Raw genomic sequence first — 16,653 nt, 5'->3', positions numbered from 1 at the left:
CTTCGCCGGGCAAGGCGCGGGGACCAGGTCGGCGTGTCAGTTTGTCAGCCGTCGGATCGGACTTTGTCAGACCCGTGCTCTCCTGGACACACCGCCGACGCCTGTGACACAGTGGCGCATGGCTGACGATCTGGCACAAAGCGGAGCCCCCCCGAGCGCGCCGCCGCCCGCTGGCGCCGCTGCGCCGCCGCCCGGCGCGCCGACGGTCCTCGTGGTCGATGACGAGCCGTCGAACGTCGCCTCCATCGAGAAGATCTTCCAGCGCGACGGCATGCGCGTCATCACCGCGGACAGCGCGAAGGCGGCGCTGGAGATCGTGCGCAGCCGCCGCGTCGAGGTCGTCCTGACCGACCTGATGATGCCGGGGGTCAGCGGCCTCGAGCTGCTCCGCGCGCTGAAGCAGCTCGCGCCCGACACCGAGGTCGTGATGATGACCGCCTACGGGACCGTCGAGACAGCGGTCCAGGCCATGCGCGAGGGCGCCTACGACTTCGTGGAGAAGCCGCTCAAGCGGATGACGATCATCAAGAGCGTGCGCAAGGCCGCCGAGCGCCAGTCGCTCGTGGCCGAGAACCGCTCGCTCCGGCAGGAGATCAAGCTGCTCACGAAGCGCGAGATCGTCGGATCGAGCCCGACGCTCCGCCGCGTGCTCGACATCGCGACCCAGGCGGCGCCATCGAGCGCCACGGTGCTCGTGCTGGGCGAGAGCGGCACCGGCAAGGAGCTGCTCGCGCGCTTCATCCACGAGCGCAGCGCGCGGTCGCGAGGGCCGTTCGTCGCGGTCAACTGCGCGGCCATCCCGGAGACCATCCTCGAGGCCGAGCTCTTCGGCCACGAGCGCGGCGCGTTCACCGGCGCCCTCGCGAAGCGCGACGGCCGCTTCGCCAAGGCGGCCGGCGGCACGCTGTTCCTCGACGAGATCGGCGAGCTCTCGCCCGCCGTGCAGGTGAAGCTCCTCCGCGTGCTCCAGGAGGGCGAGTACGAGCCCGTCGGCGGCGACACGGTGCGCGCCGACGTGCGCGTCGTCGCGGCCACCAACAAGGACCTGCGCGCCGAGGTCGCCGCGGGCCGCTTCCGCGAGGACCTGTTCTACCGGCTCAACGTGATCGCGATCACGGCGCCCCCGCTCCGGACCCGCCGCGAGGACATCCCGCTCCTCGTCGACCACTTCCTCGGCATCTACTGCACGAAGAACAACCGCCCCCGCCTGGAGGCGCCGCGCGACGTGCTCGCGCGCCTGACCGACTACACATGGCCGGGCAACGTCCGCGAGCTCGAGAACGTCATGGAGCGCGCCGTGGTCCTCTGCCGCGGCGACCAGCTCTCCGTCGACGACCTGCCCGACTTCATCCGCGAGGCCGCCCCCGCCGAGCCGAGCTCGCTCACCTTCTCGGTCGGCACGCCCCTCGACGAGGTCGAGCGCAGGCTCATCCGCGAGACGCTCCGCCACGCCCGCGGGGACAAATCCGTGGCCGCGCAGTTGCTCGGCATCTCCACGCGCACCATCTACCGAAAGCTCGGCGAGCTGGAGTGACGCCGCGCGCGCCGTCCCGCGGACGCGGCGCGCTCCCGCGCGCCGGCACCTCCCGCAAAGATCCGTTTGTCACTTTGGCAAAGGAGGCCGTCCGACACGCCCGGGGTGCGTCACCTTGGCGGGGCAGCCTCCGAATTTCCGAGAATACGCGGGAAACCACCGGCGATTGACCGCTGGCATGAAACTCGCCTAGAGGAGGATGGGCGCATGGGCATCGACGCGATCCTGAAGCGGTATTTTCCTTGGCTGTTGGGCGTGCTGATCGCGCTCGCCGCCTATTTCCAGGCATCGGGCATGGGCCAGCTCGTGGTCTCGAGCGTCGCGCTCGACGCCCCGCCGGCGCCGGTCATCCCTCCGACGCGCCCGGCGTCGTTCGGGTCGAGCGCGAGCAGCGCGGACCACACGACGAGCGCCGCGGCGATCCTCTCGCGCAACCCGTTCGACTCGGTCACGGGGCCGCTCGACGGCAAGCCCGTCGAGCTCCCGACCGTCCAGCACGAGCTGCCCAACAAGGACCCGTACGCAGACCCCTCCTGCGACGGCGCCCGCGTCCTGCTCATCACGCAGGCGGACGATCCCGCGTGGTCGTTCGCGGCCATGGCCGGCTCGGACGGCAAGGCGATCTTGCGGCGGCAGGGGGATGAGATCAGCGGGCAGACGGTTTACTACGTGGGGTGGGACCGGGTCTGGCTGACCTCCGGCAGCTCGCGGTGCCAGGCCATCGTGGGCAGCCGCGCCGTCGCCCGCGCCAGCGCCGCGCCGGTGCCGACGCCCGCGGCGCCGTCGACTTCGACGGGCGCCGCGGCGAAGCCCGCCGCCCGCGCCGGCAAGAAGATCCCGCCGGAGATCGCCTCGAAGATCCAGCGGGTGAGCGAGAACGAGTTCAACGTGGAGCGCAGCGCCGTCGACCACATCCTGGAGAACCAGGGTGAGCTGATGCGCTCCGCGCGTATCGTCCCCGAGAAAGAGGGAGACAAGATCGTGGGCATCCGTCTCTTCGGGATTCGCCCGGACTCTCTGCTAGGGACGCTCGGGCTGGAGAACGGAGATCGGCTGTCCAGCATCAACGGGTTTGAGATGAGCGATCCGCAGAAGGCCCTCGAGGCGTACGCGCGGCTCCGGACGGCAGACCGGCTCACGGTGAGCATCAACCGCAAGGGCAAGCCGATGAATATCGACTTCAACATCAAGTGAGCGCTGCGGACTGAATCCAGGGACGAAAGCAGGGTAGCGGCATGGCGCGATGGATTGGGACGTTGAACGAGGGGAGCCTGCTCCGGCGAACGCTGATGGCGATCGGCACGTTCGTCCTCGGCTCTCTCACGTTCGTCGGGGTCGTGAGCCTCGTCCTCGTGTCGGTCGCCAAGGCCGTCCTGCCGCCCCACGAGGCGCCCAACGACAAGGATCCCGCGGCGGACGCGACGGAGGAGGCCGACAGCGAGGCCTCCGCCGGCGCGAGCAAGACCGCCCTGGGCAAGACCTCCCGCTCGAAGCGGCCGCGGCCCTCCTCGCCGGCCGCGCGCGAGAGCGCGCCGAGCGCCGACTGAGCGGCGCCGCCTCCCCCCTTACCAACCAACGCAGAGAATATCGAGTCGACTGATGGTGATGACGACCCTCGAGCGATCCTGCTGCCTCCGGAGGAGGCTCCTCGCCGCGCCGGTGGCGGCGCTCGTGCTCGCCGCCGCGGCGCAGCCCGCCGCAGCGCAGCCCGCGAACCGCGGCGCGCCCGTGATACGGACCCCAGGCCAGGCCCCGCCCGCGCCCGTCCGCCCCACGCCTGCGCCGGGCCCGCCGGGCGCGGGCGCGCCGGGCGCAGCCGCCCCCGCCGCGGGCGCGCCAGGCGCCCCGGCCGACGCCGGGGACGACCCGCTCGCCGCGGTCAAGCAAGGGGTCCAGGAGATCGAGTTCAAGCCGAAGCCCGGCGGCTACAAGGTCAGCTTCAACCTCGACGAGGCCGATCTCCCCGAGCTCGTGAAGGCCATCAGCAACATCACCGGACGTCGCTTCATCTACGGCGGCAAGCTCCGGCAGATCAAGGCCACGGTGTACGCGCCGGAGAAGGTGACCGTCGCCGAGGCGTATAGCGCGTTCCTGTCGATCCTCGCCTCGAACGATCTCACCGTCATCCCCCACGGCCGCTTCCTCAAGATCGTGGAGACGCCCGGCGCGGTATCGGAGACGACCCCCGTGTACGGAGCCGCCACGCCCGTGCCCGCGGAGGACCGGTTCGTCACCCGCATGTACCGGCTGTCCCATATCGACGCCAACGAGGCGGGCGGCGTCCTGACCAAGTTCAAATCGAAGGACGGCGACGTCACCGTCTATCCGCCCGGCAACCTGCTCATCATCACGGACACCGGATCGAACATCCAGCGCATGCTCCGGATCGTCGAGGAAATCGACGTCGGCGGCGCCGGCGATCAGCTGTGGGTGCAGCCGGTTCACTATGGCTCCGCGGGGGAGGTCGCGACGAAGCTGAACGAGATCGTCGACCCCAGCAGGGCCGCGGCGGGCGGCAGGCCCGGCAGGGGCGGCGCCGGCGGCACCGGCGCCCGCATCATCGCGGACGACCGGACCAACTCCCTCATCATCACCGCCACCGAGCCGGACTACCTGCGCGTCCTCGGCATCCTGAAGCGCCTCGACGTGCCGCAGACGGGGGAGGGGCAGGTCCACGTGCTCTCGCTCCAGCACGCCGGCTGCAAGGAGCTGTCGGCGACGCTGAACCAGGTCCTCGGCGGCGGAGGAGGCGGCGGCGCGGCCGTGGGCGGCAGGCCGGGCGCGCGCGCCGCCCCCGCGGTGCCCGGCTCGACCGACGACATCTTCGAGGGGCAGGTCAAGGTCACCTGCGACGAGGCGAGCAACAAGCTCCTCATCACGTCGTCACCCCACGACTACGCCCAGCTGCGCACCGTGATCGACCAGCTCGACGAGCCGCGGCGGCAGGTGTTCATCGAGGCCGTGATCATGGACGTGAACGTCAACCGCACGCTCGATTTCGGCATCGGCTACCACGCCGGCGCGCCGTTCGAGGGCCTCAACCCGAACGACAGCGTCATCTACGGCGGCAACAACATCTCCCGCTCCGTCATCGGCCTGCCGGCGCAGCTCGGCGCGCTCGCGATGGGCATCCGGGGCCCCGCGATCACGGGCTCGAACAACATCCTCGGGACGGGCATCTCGATCCCCGCGTTCGGCGTCGTCCTCCACGCGCTGGCCCAGGACGGCGACTCCAACGTCCTCGCCACGCCGCACATCCTCGCGACCGACAACGTGCCGGCCGAGATCTCGATCGGCCAGAACATCCCGCTCCAGACCAACGTGGGCGGCGGCGGGCTCAACCAGCTCGCGAGCCTGGCGGGCGGCGCCGGGGGCGCCGCGCTCGGCGGGCTCGGCGGCCTGCTCGGCGGCCTCGGCGGCCTCGGCGGCGCCGCCGCGCGCCAGGACGTCGGCACGAAGATCAAGGTCATCCCCCACGTCAACGACTCGGACCAGGTGCGGCTGGAGCTCTCCGAGGAGATCTCCGACGCCGGCGCCCCCCTCGAGGGCGCGCTCGGCGCGATCCCCATCAACAAGCGCACCGCGAGCACCACGCTCGTCGTCCGGGACCAGCAGACCGTCGTGATCGGCGGCCTCGTGCGCGACGGCATGACCACCTCGGAGACGAAGATCCCCGTGCTGGGCGACATCCCGGTGCTCGGGTTCCTCTTCCGGCAGCGGGTCAGGACCAAGACGAAGACGAACCTCCTCCTCGTGCTGACGCCCTACGTGATCCGCGACCAGGAGGACCTGCGGACCATCTTCGAGCGCAAGATGCAGGAGCGGCAGGAGTTCATCGACCGCTACTTCGTCTTCAGCGACAGCGCCGCGTGGGAGCCGCCGCGCGACTTCGGCCGGGCGAACGGGCTCGTCGAGGACATCCGCCAGTCGCTGCTGGCCGAGGAGGAGCGAGCGCGCCTCGAGGAGGAGGCGCGACCGAAGGGGCCGCGCGAGCACGCGCCGGTGGATCCGGTCGGCCTGCCGACGTTCGGCGGCAAGGCCACCGGCGCCGTGCACATGCAGCCCGGCATGGTCGACATGGAGGGCGAGCCGGCCCAGCTGCCGCCGCCGCCGAACGGCGCCCCGCCGCAGCGGCCCACGCGGCGGCCGCCCGGCGGACGGCAGATGGAGCGCGTGGAATGAGCCTGCAGCAGCAGCAGTACCTCGGCGAGATCCTGGTCCGGCGGGGCGTCGTCCCCGCGGAGCGGCTCGTGCCGCTCTACGACACCGTCCGCGAGCGCGGTCAGGCGCTCGCGGAGCTCATCGTCTCGTCCAACATCGCCGACGAGGCGAGCATCGCCAAGGCGCTCGCGGAGGAGTGCGAGCTCGGCCTCCTGCCGCGCATCGACATCGACGCGGTGCCGCTCGAGCTCGCGAGCCGGGTGCCGATCATGTACGCCAAGCAGCACAAGATCCTGCCGCTCGCCGAGCACGACGGGGTCGTCTACTGCGCGGTCGCCGACCCCCTCGACACGACGGCGATCGACGACGTGCGAGCGCTGTTCGGCAAGCCCGTCGAGATCGCTGTCGCCACGAGCGACGCCGTGCTGAACGCGATCAACCGCATCTGGGAGCGCAAGGAGGACGGCGGCGCGAAGCTCGAGGGCGACACGGCGCTCGAGGAGGACAACCTCGTCGACATCATCGACTCGGACGACGACGCCCCGATCATCGCCTGGGTCAACGGCCTCTTCGCGCAGGCGGTGCGCGAGCGGGCGAGCGACATCCACATCGAGCCCGAGGAGCGCGACGTCGTCGTCCGCTACCGGATCGACGGCGAGCTCTACGTCGCGAAGCGCGCCTCGAAGCAGTTCATGGCGCCGATCATCGCCCGCGTGAAGATCATGGCGTCGCTCAACATCGCCGAGAAACGGCTCCCCCAGGACGGCCGCATCACGCTGAAGATCGCGGGCAAGAGCGTCGACATCCGCGTCTCGACCGTGCCGACGAGCCGCGGCTTCGAGCGGATCGTGATGCGCATCCTGCACAAGGCGTCGGTCCTGCTCGGGCTCGACGACCTCGGCTTCGCGCCGCGCGAGTACGCCGTCATGGACGCGCTCATCCAGCGGCCGGACGGCATCATCCTCGTCACCGGCCCGACCGGCAGCGGCAAGACGACCACGCTCTACGCGTGCCTCAACCGGATCAACGAGCCCAGCCGGAACATCCTCACGGCCGAGGACCCGGTCGAGTACGAGATCGGCGGCATCCACCAGATCCACGTCCACCCCGCGATCGGGCTCACGTTCGCCTCGGCGCTCCGCGCGTTCCTCCGCCAGGACCCGGACGTGATCATGGTCGGCGAGATCCGCGACAAGGAGACCGCCGAGATCGCCATCCACGCGTCGCTGACCGGCCACCTGGTGCTCTCGACCCTCCACACGAACGACGCGGCCGCCGCCGTGACCCGCCTCGTCGAGATGGAGATCGAGCCGTTCCTCGTGCGGAGCAGCGTGATCGGCATCCTCGCCCAGCGCCTCGTGCGCCTGCTCTGCCCGACGTGCAAGGTCCCCTACCGCCCCTCCGACTACGAGCTGCAGCAGCTCGGCCTCGACGAGGACCGGCTCGCCTGGAAGGCGCGGCGGAAGCTCTCGACCCGCTACAGCGTGCACGGGCAGAAATACGACTACATCGGGCAGGACATCGATCGGGCCGTGTTCTACAAGCCCGGGGGCTGCGACTCCTGCAACCAGAAGGGCTTCATCGGCCGGCGCGGCATCTACGAGCTGATGGTCATCGACGACGCCGTAGGTCCGCACATCCTGAAGAGCGCGGACGCGCAGACCATCAAGCGGGTCGCCATCTCCCAGGGGATGGATACGCTCCGGGACGACGGGGCGCGCAAGGTGCTCAAGGGCATCACCACCGTCGAGGAGGTGCTCGCGGCGACGCAGGAAGACGTCATCGTCGACGAGTAGGGAAGGCCGTGGCGGTATTCGAATACAAAGGCATCCTCGTCGGCACCGGAAAGCCGGTCAAAGGGGTCCGCGACGCGGAGAACGCGAAGGCCCTCCGGGCCGCCCTGCGCAAGGACGGCATCATGCTCACCGGCGCGACCGAGGAGCAGGCCGCGAAGGCGAAGGCGAAGCGCGATATCAAGATCCTCGCCTTCGCGGGCCGCCCCTCGACGTCCGACGTCGCCGTGATGACCCGCCAGCTCGCGACGCTCATCGGCGCCGGCATCCCGCTCTTCGAGTCGCTCAACGCGCTCATCGAGCAGGTCGAGAAGGAGTCGCTGAAGAAGGTGCTCACCCAGGTGCGCGAGCAGGTGCGCGAGGGCACGAGCTTCGCCAAGGCCCTCGAGGCGCACCCCGCCGTCTTCCCGCCGCTCTACGTGAGCATGGTGCGCGCCGGCGAGGCGTCCGGCACGCTCGAGGGCGTGCTGACCCGCCTGACCGTCTTCATGGAGAACCAGGCGAAGCTCGTGGGCAAGGTGACCGCCGCCCTCGCCTACCCCGCGCTGATGGCGCTCATCGGCATCGGGCTCATCTCGGTCCTCATGGTCGCGGTGGTGCCGAACGTGACCGGCATCTTCGCCTCGATGGACCAGGCGCTGCCCTGGTACACGGCGGCGCTCATCGGCACGTCGGCGTTCGCGTCGAGCTACTGGTGGCTCGTGCTCCTCGCGCTCGCGGGCGCGGTGTACGGCTTCCGCCGCTGGGTGCGGACGCCGAAGGGCCGCCTCTCGTGGGACACGTTCGTGCTGCGGGCGCCCATCTTCGGCAAGCTCATCCAGATGCTGTCGATCGCGCGCTTCGCGCGGACCCTCGCGACCCTGCTCTCGTCGGGCGTCGCGCTCCTCAGCGCGATGGATATCGTGCGGAGCGTGCTCGGCAACGCCGCCCTGGAGAAGGTCATCGTCGACGCCATCGCGTCGATCCGCGAGGGCCAGAGCATCGCCGAGCCGCTGAAGCGCAGCGGCCGGTTCCCGCCGATCGTCACCCACATGATCGCCATCGGCGAGAAGAGCGGGCAGCTGGAGGCGATGCTGGAGAACGTGGCGAACGCCTACGACTCCGCCGTGGAGACGCGCGTCCAGGTGCTCACGAGCCTGCTCGAGCCGCTCATGATCGTCATCATGGGCGGCGCGGTCGCGTTCATCGCGATATCCATCCTCATGCCGCTCATCCAGATGTCGAGCTTCGTCGGGTAGGTGGGCTCATGGGGCGCCGTAGACAGCGAGAGAGCACGATCTTCTTCCCCTGGGAGCGCGGCGGCGGGCTCTTCCGGCGGACCGGCATCGCGCGGGTGCGGCCGTTCGCCGCGGGCCTCGGGATGGCGGTCCTCCTGCTGCTCCTCGGCGCGCGCGAGCGGCGGCTCGTGGGAATTCGATCGACCCGCGCAACGTTGTCCGTCGTCCACGGGGCGATCACCCTGTACCGCGCCGATCACGAGCGGCGGTGCCCGGGGTCCCTGGAAGAGCTGAAGCGCGAGGGATACCTCGCCGTCGACCCGGTCGACGCGTGGGGCAGGCCGCTCCGGCTCACCTGCCCTGGAAGGAAGGATCCGGACGGATACGATCTGATGAGCGACGGACCGGACGGCGAAATAGGCGGCCTTGACAGGGTGGAGTGAGAGATGGAGACGAACAGAGCAAGCAGCGCAAGAAGGATTCGACGGCTGAGCCGGAAGCTCTCGCGGGGCGTGACCCTTGTCGAGGTGCTCATCGTGGTGACGATCATGGCGATCATCGCCGGCGGCGCCACGCTCGTCGTGTGGCCGAAGCTCAAGCAGTCGCGCGTCAAGAGCGCCTATACCGGGGCGACGGTCATCAAGACCGCCGCCGAGCAGTATCAGCAGCTCGGGGCGGGCGGAGAGGGCTGCCCGACGCTCCAGACGCTGGTCGGCGCGAAGCAGATCGACGGCAACAAGACGGACGATCCCTGGGGTCAGCCGTACAAGATCAAGTGCGATGAGAACAACGAGATCCATGTCGTCTCGTCCGGCGACGATAAGAAAGAGAACACCCCGGACGACATCCGGGACGACATGAAGCAGTCGGAGCTCAACAAGATCGCGGAGATGTAGCGCCGCGCCGGGAGCAGGAGCGCCCATGACACGCCGTCGCACGAGGGGACTCACGCTGGTCGAGGTGCTGATCACCGTCACGGTGATCGCGCTCATCAGCGGCTCGGTCATGCTCGGCATGGGCGCGGTCACGAGCGCGCGGCTGAAGCGCAGCGCGGCGCTGCTCGCGGGCGCCGTCCGGGTCGCCTACGCCCACGCGAACGCGAAGTCGAAGCCGGTGCGGCTCGTCTTCGATTTCGAGGAGCGGATGATCGTGCTCGAGGAGTCCACGGGCGATCTGCTCGTCGAGCGGAACGATCGCGCCGGCGGCGCCGCCGCGGCGACGGAGGCCGAGCGGGCCGCCTCGGCCGAGGCCGACGCGATCTTGAAGGGGCCGCGCGCGCCGCGGCCCTCGTTCGAGCCGGCGAAGGCGTTCGGCTTCAACCCCGAGGCGGAAAGGCCCGGCAAGGAGCTGTCGAGCGGCGTCCGCTTCCTCCAGGTGGAGACAGGGCACCAGGACGAGCCCGTGACCGAAGGGCGGGCGTATCTCTATTTCTGGCCCGGGGGCCAGACCGAGCACGCCGCGATCCAGCTCAGCCTGGGCGGCGGGGAGACCGACGACGCCGTGATGACGGTGCTGGTCTCGCCGCTGACCGGCAAGACGGAGCTCAGGAAGGGCAAGGCGAGCATGCCCAGGCCGCGCGACGACGCCGAGGCGTCGGAGCGGGAGGACACGGGGTTCTGATGCGCGCCCGCGGCTTCACCCTGCTCGAGGTGATGGTGGCGGTCGCCATCCTCGGCCTCGGGCTGACCGCGATCCTCTCGGCGCAGGCCGGCGCCTTCTCGGCCGCGGCGCACGCGAGGAACCTCAGCCTCGCGACCGGGCTCGCGCGCTGCAAGATGACCGAGCTCGAGGAGCGGCTCGCCAAGGACGGCCTTCCGGCGCTCGACGAGGCCGACAGCGGGCCGTGCTGCGAGGGCGACGAGTCGCCGACCATCAAGTGCAGCTGGCGCATCGAGAAGCCCGAGATGCCGGAGCCCAAGTACGGCGATCTGGACCTCGACACAAACCTCGAGGGGCTCGGGGCGCTCGGCAAGCCGGGTGAGTCGAGCGGCACCGCGGCCCCGAGCGGCAACCTCGACGATCTCGCGCAATCGCTTGTCGGCGGCGGCGCGGGGGGCGGCGAGGCGGGCGGCGGGATCTCGGGGATCTTGCAGCCGTTCGTCGACATGCTCGCGCCGACGCTCCAGCCCATCTTCGAGGCGAGCGCGCGGCGGGTGACGGTCAAGCTGACCTGGCAGCAGGGGTCGCAGGAGCACGGGCTCGAGCTCGTGCAGTGGGTCACGATCCCCCAGATGGGCCAGCCCGACGCAGGCGCGGGCGAGGGAGGAGGGAGCTGATCGTGACGGCGCGAACGGCGAGCTCTCTCCGCAGGCGCCGCGGCCGCTCGCGCGCGGTGACCCTCCTCGAGGTCCTCGTCTCGGTCGGCATCCTGGCGCTCATCGGGACGCTCATCTACGGCGCGTTCGACGGCATGAGCCGGGCGCGCTCGGGCATCTCGCGGATGAGCGACCGCTACCACCAGGGCCGCGCCGCGATCGCCCGCATCTCGCGCGAGCTCCAGGCGGCCTTCCTGTCGCGGCACCAGCCGGCCGACAAGAACATCGTCGTGCGGCTCACCGCCTTCAAGGGGGAGGACTCGTCGCCCGCCGATCGCGTCGATTTCACGGCGTTTGCGCACCGGAGGCTCCTCCGGAACGCGCACGAGTCCGATCAGTGCGAGATCGGCTATTTCGGCGCGCGCGACCCGGAGCGCGACAAGCTCGATCTCGTGCGGCGCGAGGCGAGGACCATCGACGCCGAGCCGACGAGGGGCGGAGTCGTCAACGTGCTCGCCGAGGACATCGAGAGCTTCAATGTCGCGTACCTCGACCCCGTCACCGGGGAGTGGGTCGACTCGTGGGACTCGACCCAGCCGGCGGCGCAGCTCGATCGGCTCCCCTCGCAGGTGTGGGTGACGCTGGTCCTGAACGGCGGTCCGGGCGGTCAGCCGATCAAGTTCGAGTCGAAGGTGCCTATCCCGATGCAGGTCCCCATCGCCTTCGGGGCCAACTGAGCCATGAGCCACCCGAGGCCCCCCCACGCCGAGGAGCGCGCCGCCAAGCGGCCGCCTGCCGGACGCGCGCGCCGCCGCCTCCGGAGGCGGCGCGACCGGCGCGGCGTGGCGCTGGTCATGGTGCTCGGCGCGATCACGGTGCTCACCGTGTTCCTGACCGAGCTCCAGGAGCAGACCTCCACCGAGCTCTCCGCGGCGCTCGCCGATCGCGACGCGCTGCGGGCCGAGTATTACGCGAAGAGCGCCGTGAACCTGTCGCGGATGCTCATCGCCTCCGAGCCGAGCGTCAGCACGGCGATCGGGCCGATGCTCGCGATCGTCGGCATCAAGGGGAAGTTCCAGGTGCCGGTCTGGAAGTTCACCGACATGTTCCTCGGCCCGTTCAACGCGCAGCTCGCCTCGCCAGGCGCGGCGCCGCCCGCCGAGGGCGCGGCCGAGGGCAGCGCGGCGGGCAAGAACCTGGGGCTCACCGGCGGCGGCCGCTTCGAGCTCAAGATCGTCGACGAGGACTCGAAGATCAACGTCAACCGCGCCGCCGACGACGTGGGCGGCATCTCGGATCAGATCGCCGTGGGGAACCAGCTGCTCAGCCTGATGAGCGACCCGCAGTACAACGCGCTCTTCGAGGAGCGCGACGGCGACGGCCAGTTCTCGGACCGCGCGACCATCTGCAGCGCGCTCATCGACTGGGCCGACCCCGGCGACCAGACGTTCGCCTGCGACGCGACGTCGAACGCCCCGAGCTCCACCGGCGCGGAGGACAGCTTCTACCAGACGGTCGGCCTCCCCTATCAGCGCAAGAACGCGCCGTTCGACTCGATCGACGAGCTCCGGCTGATCCGGGGCATGAGCGACGACTTCTGGGCGACGTTCGTCGACCCGGATCCGAGCAACCCGGACAAGAGGGTCCTGACCGTCTGGGGCAGCCGGAAGCAGAAGGTGAACGTGTCGTCGGCGAACGCGCTGACGCTGCTCAGGCTCACGTGCAGCGCCGATTTCGTGGATGTCGCGACGACGCCGCTCTGCACCGACGTGAACCAGCAGACGTCGTTCCTCACCGTGGCGTCGCTCGTGCAGAGCATGACCGGGGGGCTGCTCTTTCCCACACCGAAAGATTATGTCGATGCGATGACCCAGAAGGCGGGCAGCTCGCTGGGGGGGATGCTCGGGCAGCAGTTCAAGGCGATGGGCGTCGAAGCGGTGAAGTTCAAGCCGAACGTCACGAAGTCCCTCGGCAACAGGACCAACTTCCTGAGCATCTACGCCGATGGCATCGTCCCGGGGAACAAGCGTGAGACGCGCGTGCGCGTCCATGCCGTGGTCGATCTCACGGGGGCGACGCCGCTCACCCAGAACGGCACTGGCGGCGGTGAAAGCAGCGGCAGTGGCGGCGGGACCGGCACAGGCAGCGGCAGCGGCAGCGGCGGCGCCGCTCCGACGCCGGAAACGTTCGAACAACAGGTACGATCGAACCCGGCCGGGACGATCATCTACTATCGCATCGAATAGGACACCCCTCCGGGAAGAAGCGCGCAAATGCACAGGCTGCTCGGGATAGATGCTGGCAAATCCGTGGTGCGGGCGGCGCTCATCCGCACCTCGTACAGGAGGGTCTTCGTCGAGGCCCTCGGCGAGGCGGCCGTCACGGACGCCGTCTCCGAGGCCGAGGCCATCCGCGCCGCCGTGGGGCTCCACCGCCCCGACGGGGCGGCGATCGCGCTCTCCGGGGAGAAATCGTTCTACCGGCGCCTCGACCTGCCCGCGGCCGCGCAGAAGGAGATCGAGAACATCCTCGGCTTCGAGCTCGAGGCCACGGTGCCGTTCGAGATGGAAGACGCCGTCTTCGATCACCGCCTGCTGAAGCGGCCGCCCGGCGTGGAGACGCTGCCGGTCTTCGCCGCCGTCGCGCGCGCGGACGACGTGCGCGAGCGCATCGCCGTCGTGAAGGAGGCGCTCGGCTTCGAGCCGGAGCGCGTCGCGCTGGGCGCGGTGGCGCTCGCCAACCTCGACGTGGTGATGCCGGAGCTCGCCGCGCCGTCTCTCGATCCGACGACGCGCGCGAGCGCGCCGATCGCCCTGCTCGACCTCGACTACCTCACGTCCGAGATCGTGATCGTCTCCGGCGGCGAGCCGGTCTTCGCCCGGACGCTGTCGCGCGGGACGGCGGGCCTCCCCGGCACCGCGCCGGCGCTCGCGCGCGAGCTCCGCCAGACCCTCGCGGCGTGGCGCAACCTCGGCGGCGAGCCGCTCGCGGGGCTGTACCTCGTCGGCGGCGGCGCCACCGCGCAGGGCGCGGAGGTGTTCCTGTCGACGCAGCTCGGCCTCACGATCCTGCCGCTGCCGACCCCGCGCATCGAGGGGCTCACGCCCGAGCAGGCCGCGGCGCTGCCCCGCTTCGCCAAGGCGCTCGGGCTCGCGCTCGGGCTGACGCCGAAGACAAAGGGGTTCAACCTCCGGAAGGGCGCGCTCGAGGCCGAGCGCAGCTACCCGTTCCTGCGCGAGAAGATCCCGATCCTCGCCGGCCTCGGCACCGTCATCGCGCTGAGCTTCGGCTTCTCCATCGTCGCGGAGATGCGCACCCTCGACGCGGAGCGGGAGCTCCTCGCCGCCTCGCTGGCGACCGCCTCCCGCGACGTGCTCGGCGAGGAGACGAGCGACCCGCAGAAGGCCCGCGAGCTGCTCGATCAGGGCCCCGGCGCCGCCGACGAGGACCCGATGCCCCGCGTCGACGCCTTCGACGTCATGGTGCAGCTCTCGAAGGCCGTGCCGAAGGAGATCACGCACGACGTGCTCGAGCTCGACGTGAACCGCGGCCACGTGACCCTCCAGGGCGTCGTCCCGTCGGTGTCGGACGCGCAGATCATCGCGGATCACATGAAGGAACACCGCTGCTTCCGCGACGTGAAGATCGGCCGGACGAGCCAGTTCACCGAGGGCAGGCACAAGTACGTCCTCGAGCTGGATCTCAAGTGCGAAGAGAAGAAGAAGAAGAAGACCGGCGCCGCTGACGCGGCGGAGAGCGCCTCGGCCGGCGCGCCGGAGAAGCCGGAGGGATCGCGATGACGCTCCGCGAGCGACTCGACAAGCTGGAGCCGCGCGAGCGCCGGCTCCTCACCATCCTCGTCGGATTCCTGGCGGTGATCGTCCTGCTGCTCGTGCCGATCGGGCTCGCGAGCGTCGCGGCCAGCAAGCGCGCCGAGAACCAGGAGATGCGCGATCTGCTCCAGTCGATCTACGAGGCCTCGGGGAAGGTCAGCGAGCGCAAGGCGCTGAAGGACGCGCTGCTCGCGCGCTACGCGCGGCCGGCGCCGGCGCTCGCCGGCTTCATCGAGGACGCGGCGAAGCAGCAGGGGCTCACCGCCGCCGAGTCGCAGGATCGCCCCGACGTCCCGCACGGCAAGAAGTACACCGAGCGGATCACGGTGGTGAAGATGCACAGGAGCGGGATGCTCGGGCTCGCCAAGATGCTCGAGCACATCGAGGGCTCGGGCCACCCGGTCGCGGTGACGAAGCTGAACCTCAAGCCGCGCGCCGGAGAGCCGGACTCCTACGAGGTCGAGCTCGGCATCTCCGCGTTCGACCGGAAGGGCGAGCCCCCGCCGGCGACCCCCGCGCCGACCGCGCACCCCGCCGACGAGGAGGAGCAGGAGCCATGAAGGCGCGGTTCGTCAAGATCGCGAAATGGGCGGCCTACCCGCTCTTTTACCTCTTTTGTCTTGGGCTCTTCGGCTACCTCACGTTCCCCTATGACCGGCTCAAGGATCGGCTGATCGCCGAGTTCGACCGCACGCAGCAGAAGCGGGGCCCGAGCCAGGCGCAGCGCCTCGAGATCGACGAGCTCGACTCGTACTGGTTCACGGGGGTCAAGATGAAGGGCGTGCGGCTCATCCTGCCGCCGGGCGAGCTCGGCGCCAGCAGCAGGCCGAGCGCCGCCGCCGCCTTCGCCTCGGGCGACGCCGCCAAGGAGAGCGCGCCGAAGCCGAGCGTCATCGAGATCGACGAGGCGCACGCACGGGTGAAGATCCTGCCCCTGCTGATCGGGCGGATGCGGGTCTCGTTCTGGGCCAGCGTGTTCGGCGGCGAGGTCGAGGGCGTGGTCCCGATGGGCCGATCGGGCGGCGACGTGCACGTCGATGTCTCGAACGTGGAGCTCGCGAAGGTGGGCCCGCTCGGGGACATCCTTGGCCTGCCGATCGCGGGCACGCTGAACGCGAGCCTCGAGCTCAGCGCGCCCGAGGGCAAATTCAACAAGGCGAACGGCGCGCTCGAGGTCTCGGCCAAGGAGGTCTCGGTCGGCGACGGCAAGACGAAGATCCAGGGGCTCATCGCGCTCCCGGAGGCCAAGCTGGGGGAGCTGCTCCTGTCGGCGGAGGCGAAGGACGGCGTCCTCAAGGTCACGAAGATGACCGCGAACGGCCAGGATCTCGAGCTCGACGGCGACGGCAAGGTCAACATGCGCGAGCCGTGGAACAACTCCACGGCGGACCTCTACGTGCGCTTCAAGTTCTCCGACGCGTACCGGTCGAAGAGCGATCTCACGAAGTCGCTGCTCGGCGCGCCGGGGTCGAACGTGTCCGGGCTGATCGAGATGCAGCAGCCCAAGATGAAGCGGTCGAAGCGGGCCGACGGCTTCTACGGCTGGCACGTCCACGGCCCGCTGAGGAAGCCCCGGTTCGACCCGCACTCGGCGGACTCTCCCGCCGCGCGGGGCCGCGGTAAGCCCGGCGACACGCCGGGCGCGAGCCCGGCCACGACCACGAGGAAGCCCGGCGGCATCAACATGCCCCTCGGCTCCTCGGAGGCCGCGCCGAGGGAAGGCGAGGAGCACGAGCCCCCGGCGATGCCCCCTCCCCCGCCCCCGCCCTCCACCGAGGACGAGTCCCCCACACGGCCGCAGCCCGCTCCGCCTGTAGACGGCGAGGGCGCGCCTCCCGTTGAATAGGGCGGGGTGCAGAA

The 16,653-nt window shown here is 70.3% G+C and carries 15 protein-coding genes; all 15 read left to right on the top strand.

From position 1 onward, the window contains the following. The first annotated feature begins 118 nt into the window (after window positions 1-118). Complete coding sequence (locus WME90_RS48205; protein ID WP_437278870.1) at window positions 119-1,534, top strand: sigma-54-dependent transcriptional regulator; 1,416 nt, start codon at window positions 119-121, stop codon at window positions 1,532-1,534. Window positions 1,535-1,741: 207 nt separating this feature from the next. Next, window positions 1,742-2,728, top strand: a complete 987-nt coding sequence (gspC, locus tag WME90_RS48200; RefSeq protein ID WP_437278869.1) for a type II secretion system protein GspC — start codon at window positions 1,742-1,744, stop codon at window positions 2,726-2,728. A 41-nt stretch (window positions 2,729-2,769) separates the two neighbouring features. Further along, entirely contained in the window at window positions 2,770-3,081 is a 312-nt protein-coding gene (locus tag WME90_RS48195; protein WP_437278868.1) for a hypothetical protein, read from the top strand. A 52-nt stretch (window positions 3,082-3,133) separates the two neighbouring features. Continuing rightward, the gene (gene gspD, locus WME90_RS48190) at window positions 3,134-5,716 is read left to right on the top strand and encodes a type II secretion system secretin GspD (protein WP_437278867.1); all 2,583 of its coding nucleotides are present in this window, start codon (window positions 3,134-3,136) and stop codon (window positions 5,714-5,716) included. Next, the gene (gene gspE, locus WME90_RS48185; protein WP_437278866.1) at window positions 5,713-7,491 is read left to right on the top strand and encodes a type II secretion system ATPase GspE; all 1,779 of its coding nucleotides are present in this window, start codon (window positions 5,713-5,715) and stop codon (window positions 7,489-7,491) included. The genes gspD and gspE overlap by 4 nt, the downstream gene beginning before the upstream one ends. Before the next feature lie 8 nt (window positions 7,492-7,499). After that, a complete protein-coding gene (gene gspF / locus WME90_RS48180) occupies window positions 7,500-8,726 on the top strand; it encodes a type II secretion system inner membrane protein GspF (protein ID WP_437278865.1) in 1,227 nt (408 codons plus the stop codon). Window positions 8,727-8,734: 8 nt separating this feature from the next. Beyond that, window positions 8,735-9,148, top strand: a complete 414-nt coding sequence (locus tag WME90_RS48175) for a type II secretion system protein GspG (RefSeq protein ID WP_437278864.1) — start codon at window positions 8,735-8,737, stop codon at window positions 9,146-9,148. Between the two features lie 3 nt (window positions 9,149-9,151). Next, window positions 9,152-9,601, top strand: coding sequence for a type II secretion system protein (locus WME90_RS48170; RefSeq protein WP_437278863.1), 450 nt, complete (start codon window positions 9,152-9,154; stop codon window positions 9,599-9,601). 25 nt (window positions 9,602-9,626) lie between these two features. Next, window positions 9,627-10,325: a pilus assembly FimT family protein gene (locus WME90_RS48165; RefSeq protein WP_437278862.1), complete on the top strand. Its 699-nt coding sequence runs from the start codon at window positions 9,627-9,629 to the stop codon at window positions 10,323-10,325. Next, window positions 10,325-10,981 (top strand): type IV pilus modification PilV family protein, encoded by a 657-nt coding sequence (locus tag WME90_RS48160; RefSeq protein WP_437278861.1) that lies wholly within the window; start codon window positions 10,325-10,327, stop codon window positions 10,979-10,981. Before WME90_RS48165 ends, WME90_RS48160 begins: the two co-directional genes overlap by 1 nt. 2 nt (window positions 10,982-10,983) lie before the next feature. Further along, on the top strand, window positions 10,984-11,697 hold the full coding sequence (locus tag WME90_RS48155) for a type II secretion system protein GspJ (protein ID WP_437278860.1): 714 nt from the start codon (window positions 10,984-10,986) through the stop codon (window positions 11,695-11,697). A gap of 3 nt (window positions 11,698-11,700) precedes the next feature. After that, a complete protein-coding gene (locus WME90_RS48150) occupies window positions 11,701-13,206 on the top strand; it encodes a general secretion pathway protein GspK (protein WP_437278859.1) in 1,506 nt (501 codons plus the stop codon). 27 nt (window positions 13,207-13,233) lie between these two features. Continuing rightward, window positions 13,234-14,760, top strand: a complete 1,527-nt coding sequence (pilM, locus tag WME90_RS48145) for a type IV pilus biogenesis protein PilM (RefSeq protein ID WP_437278858.1) — start codon at window positions 13,234-13,236, stop codon at window positions 14,758-14,760. Then, entirely contained in the window at window positions 14,757-15,353 is a 597-nt protein-coding gene (gene gspM, locus WME90_RS48140) for a type II secretion system protein GspM (protein ID WP_437278857.1), read from the top strand. The genes pilM and gspM overlap by 4 nt, the downstream gene beginning before the upstream one ends. Further along, a complete protein-coding gene (gene gspN, locus WME90_RS48135; protein WP_437278856.1) occupies window positions 15,350-16,639 on the top strand; it encodes a type II secretion system protein GspN in 1,290 nt (429 codons plus the stop codon). Before gspM ends, gspN begins: the two co-directional genes overlap by 4 nt. Window positions 16,640-16,653: the final 14 nt, after the last annotated feature.

This window comes from Sorangium sp. So ce375, assembly GCF_051473855.1.
Lineage (GTDB): Bacteria > Myxococcota_A > Polyangia > Polyangiales > Polyangiaceae > Sorangium.
The sequence above is the reverse complement of the archived record's forward strand: the minus strand, read 5'-3'. Positions and strand labels throughout refer to the sequence as shown.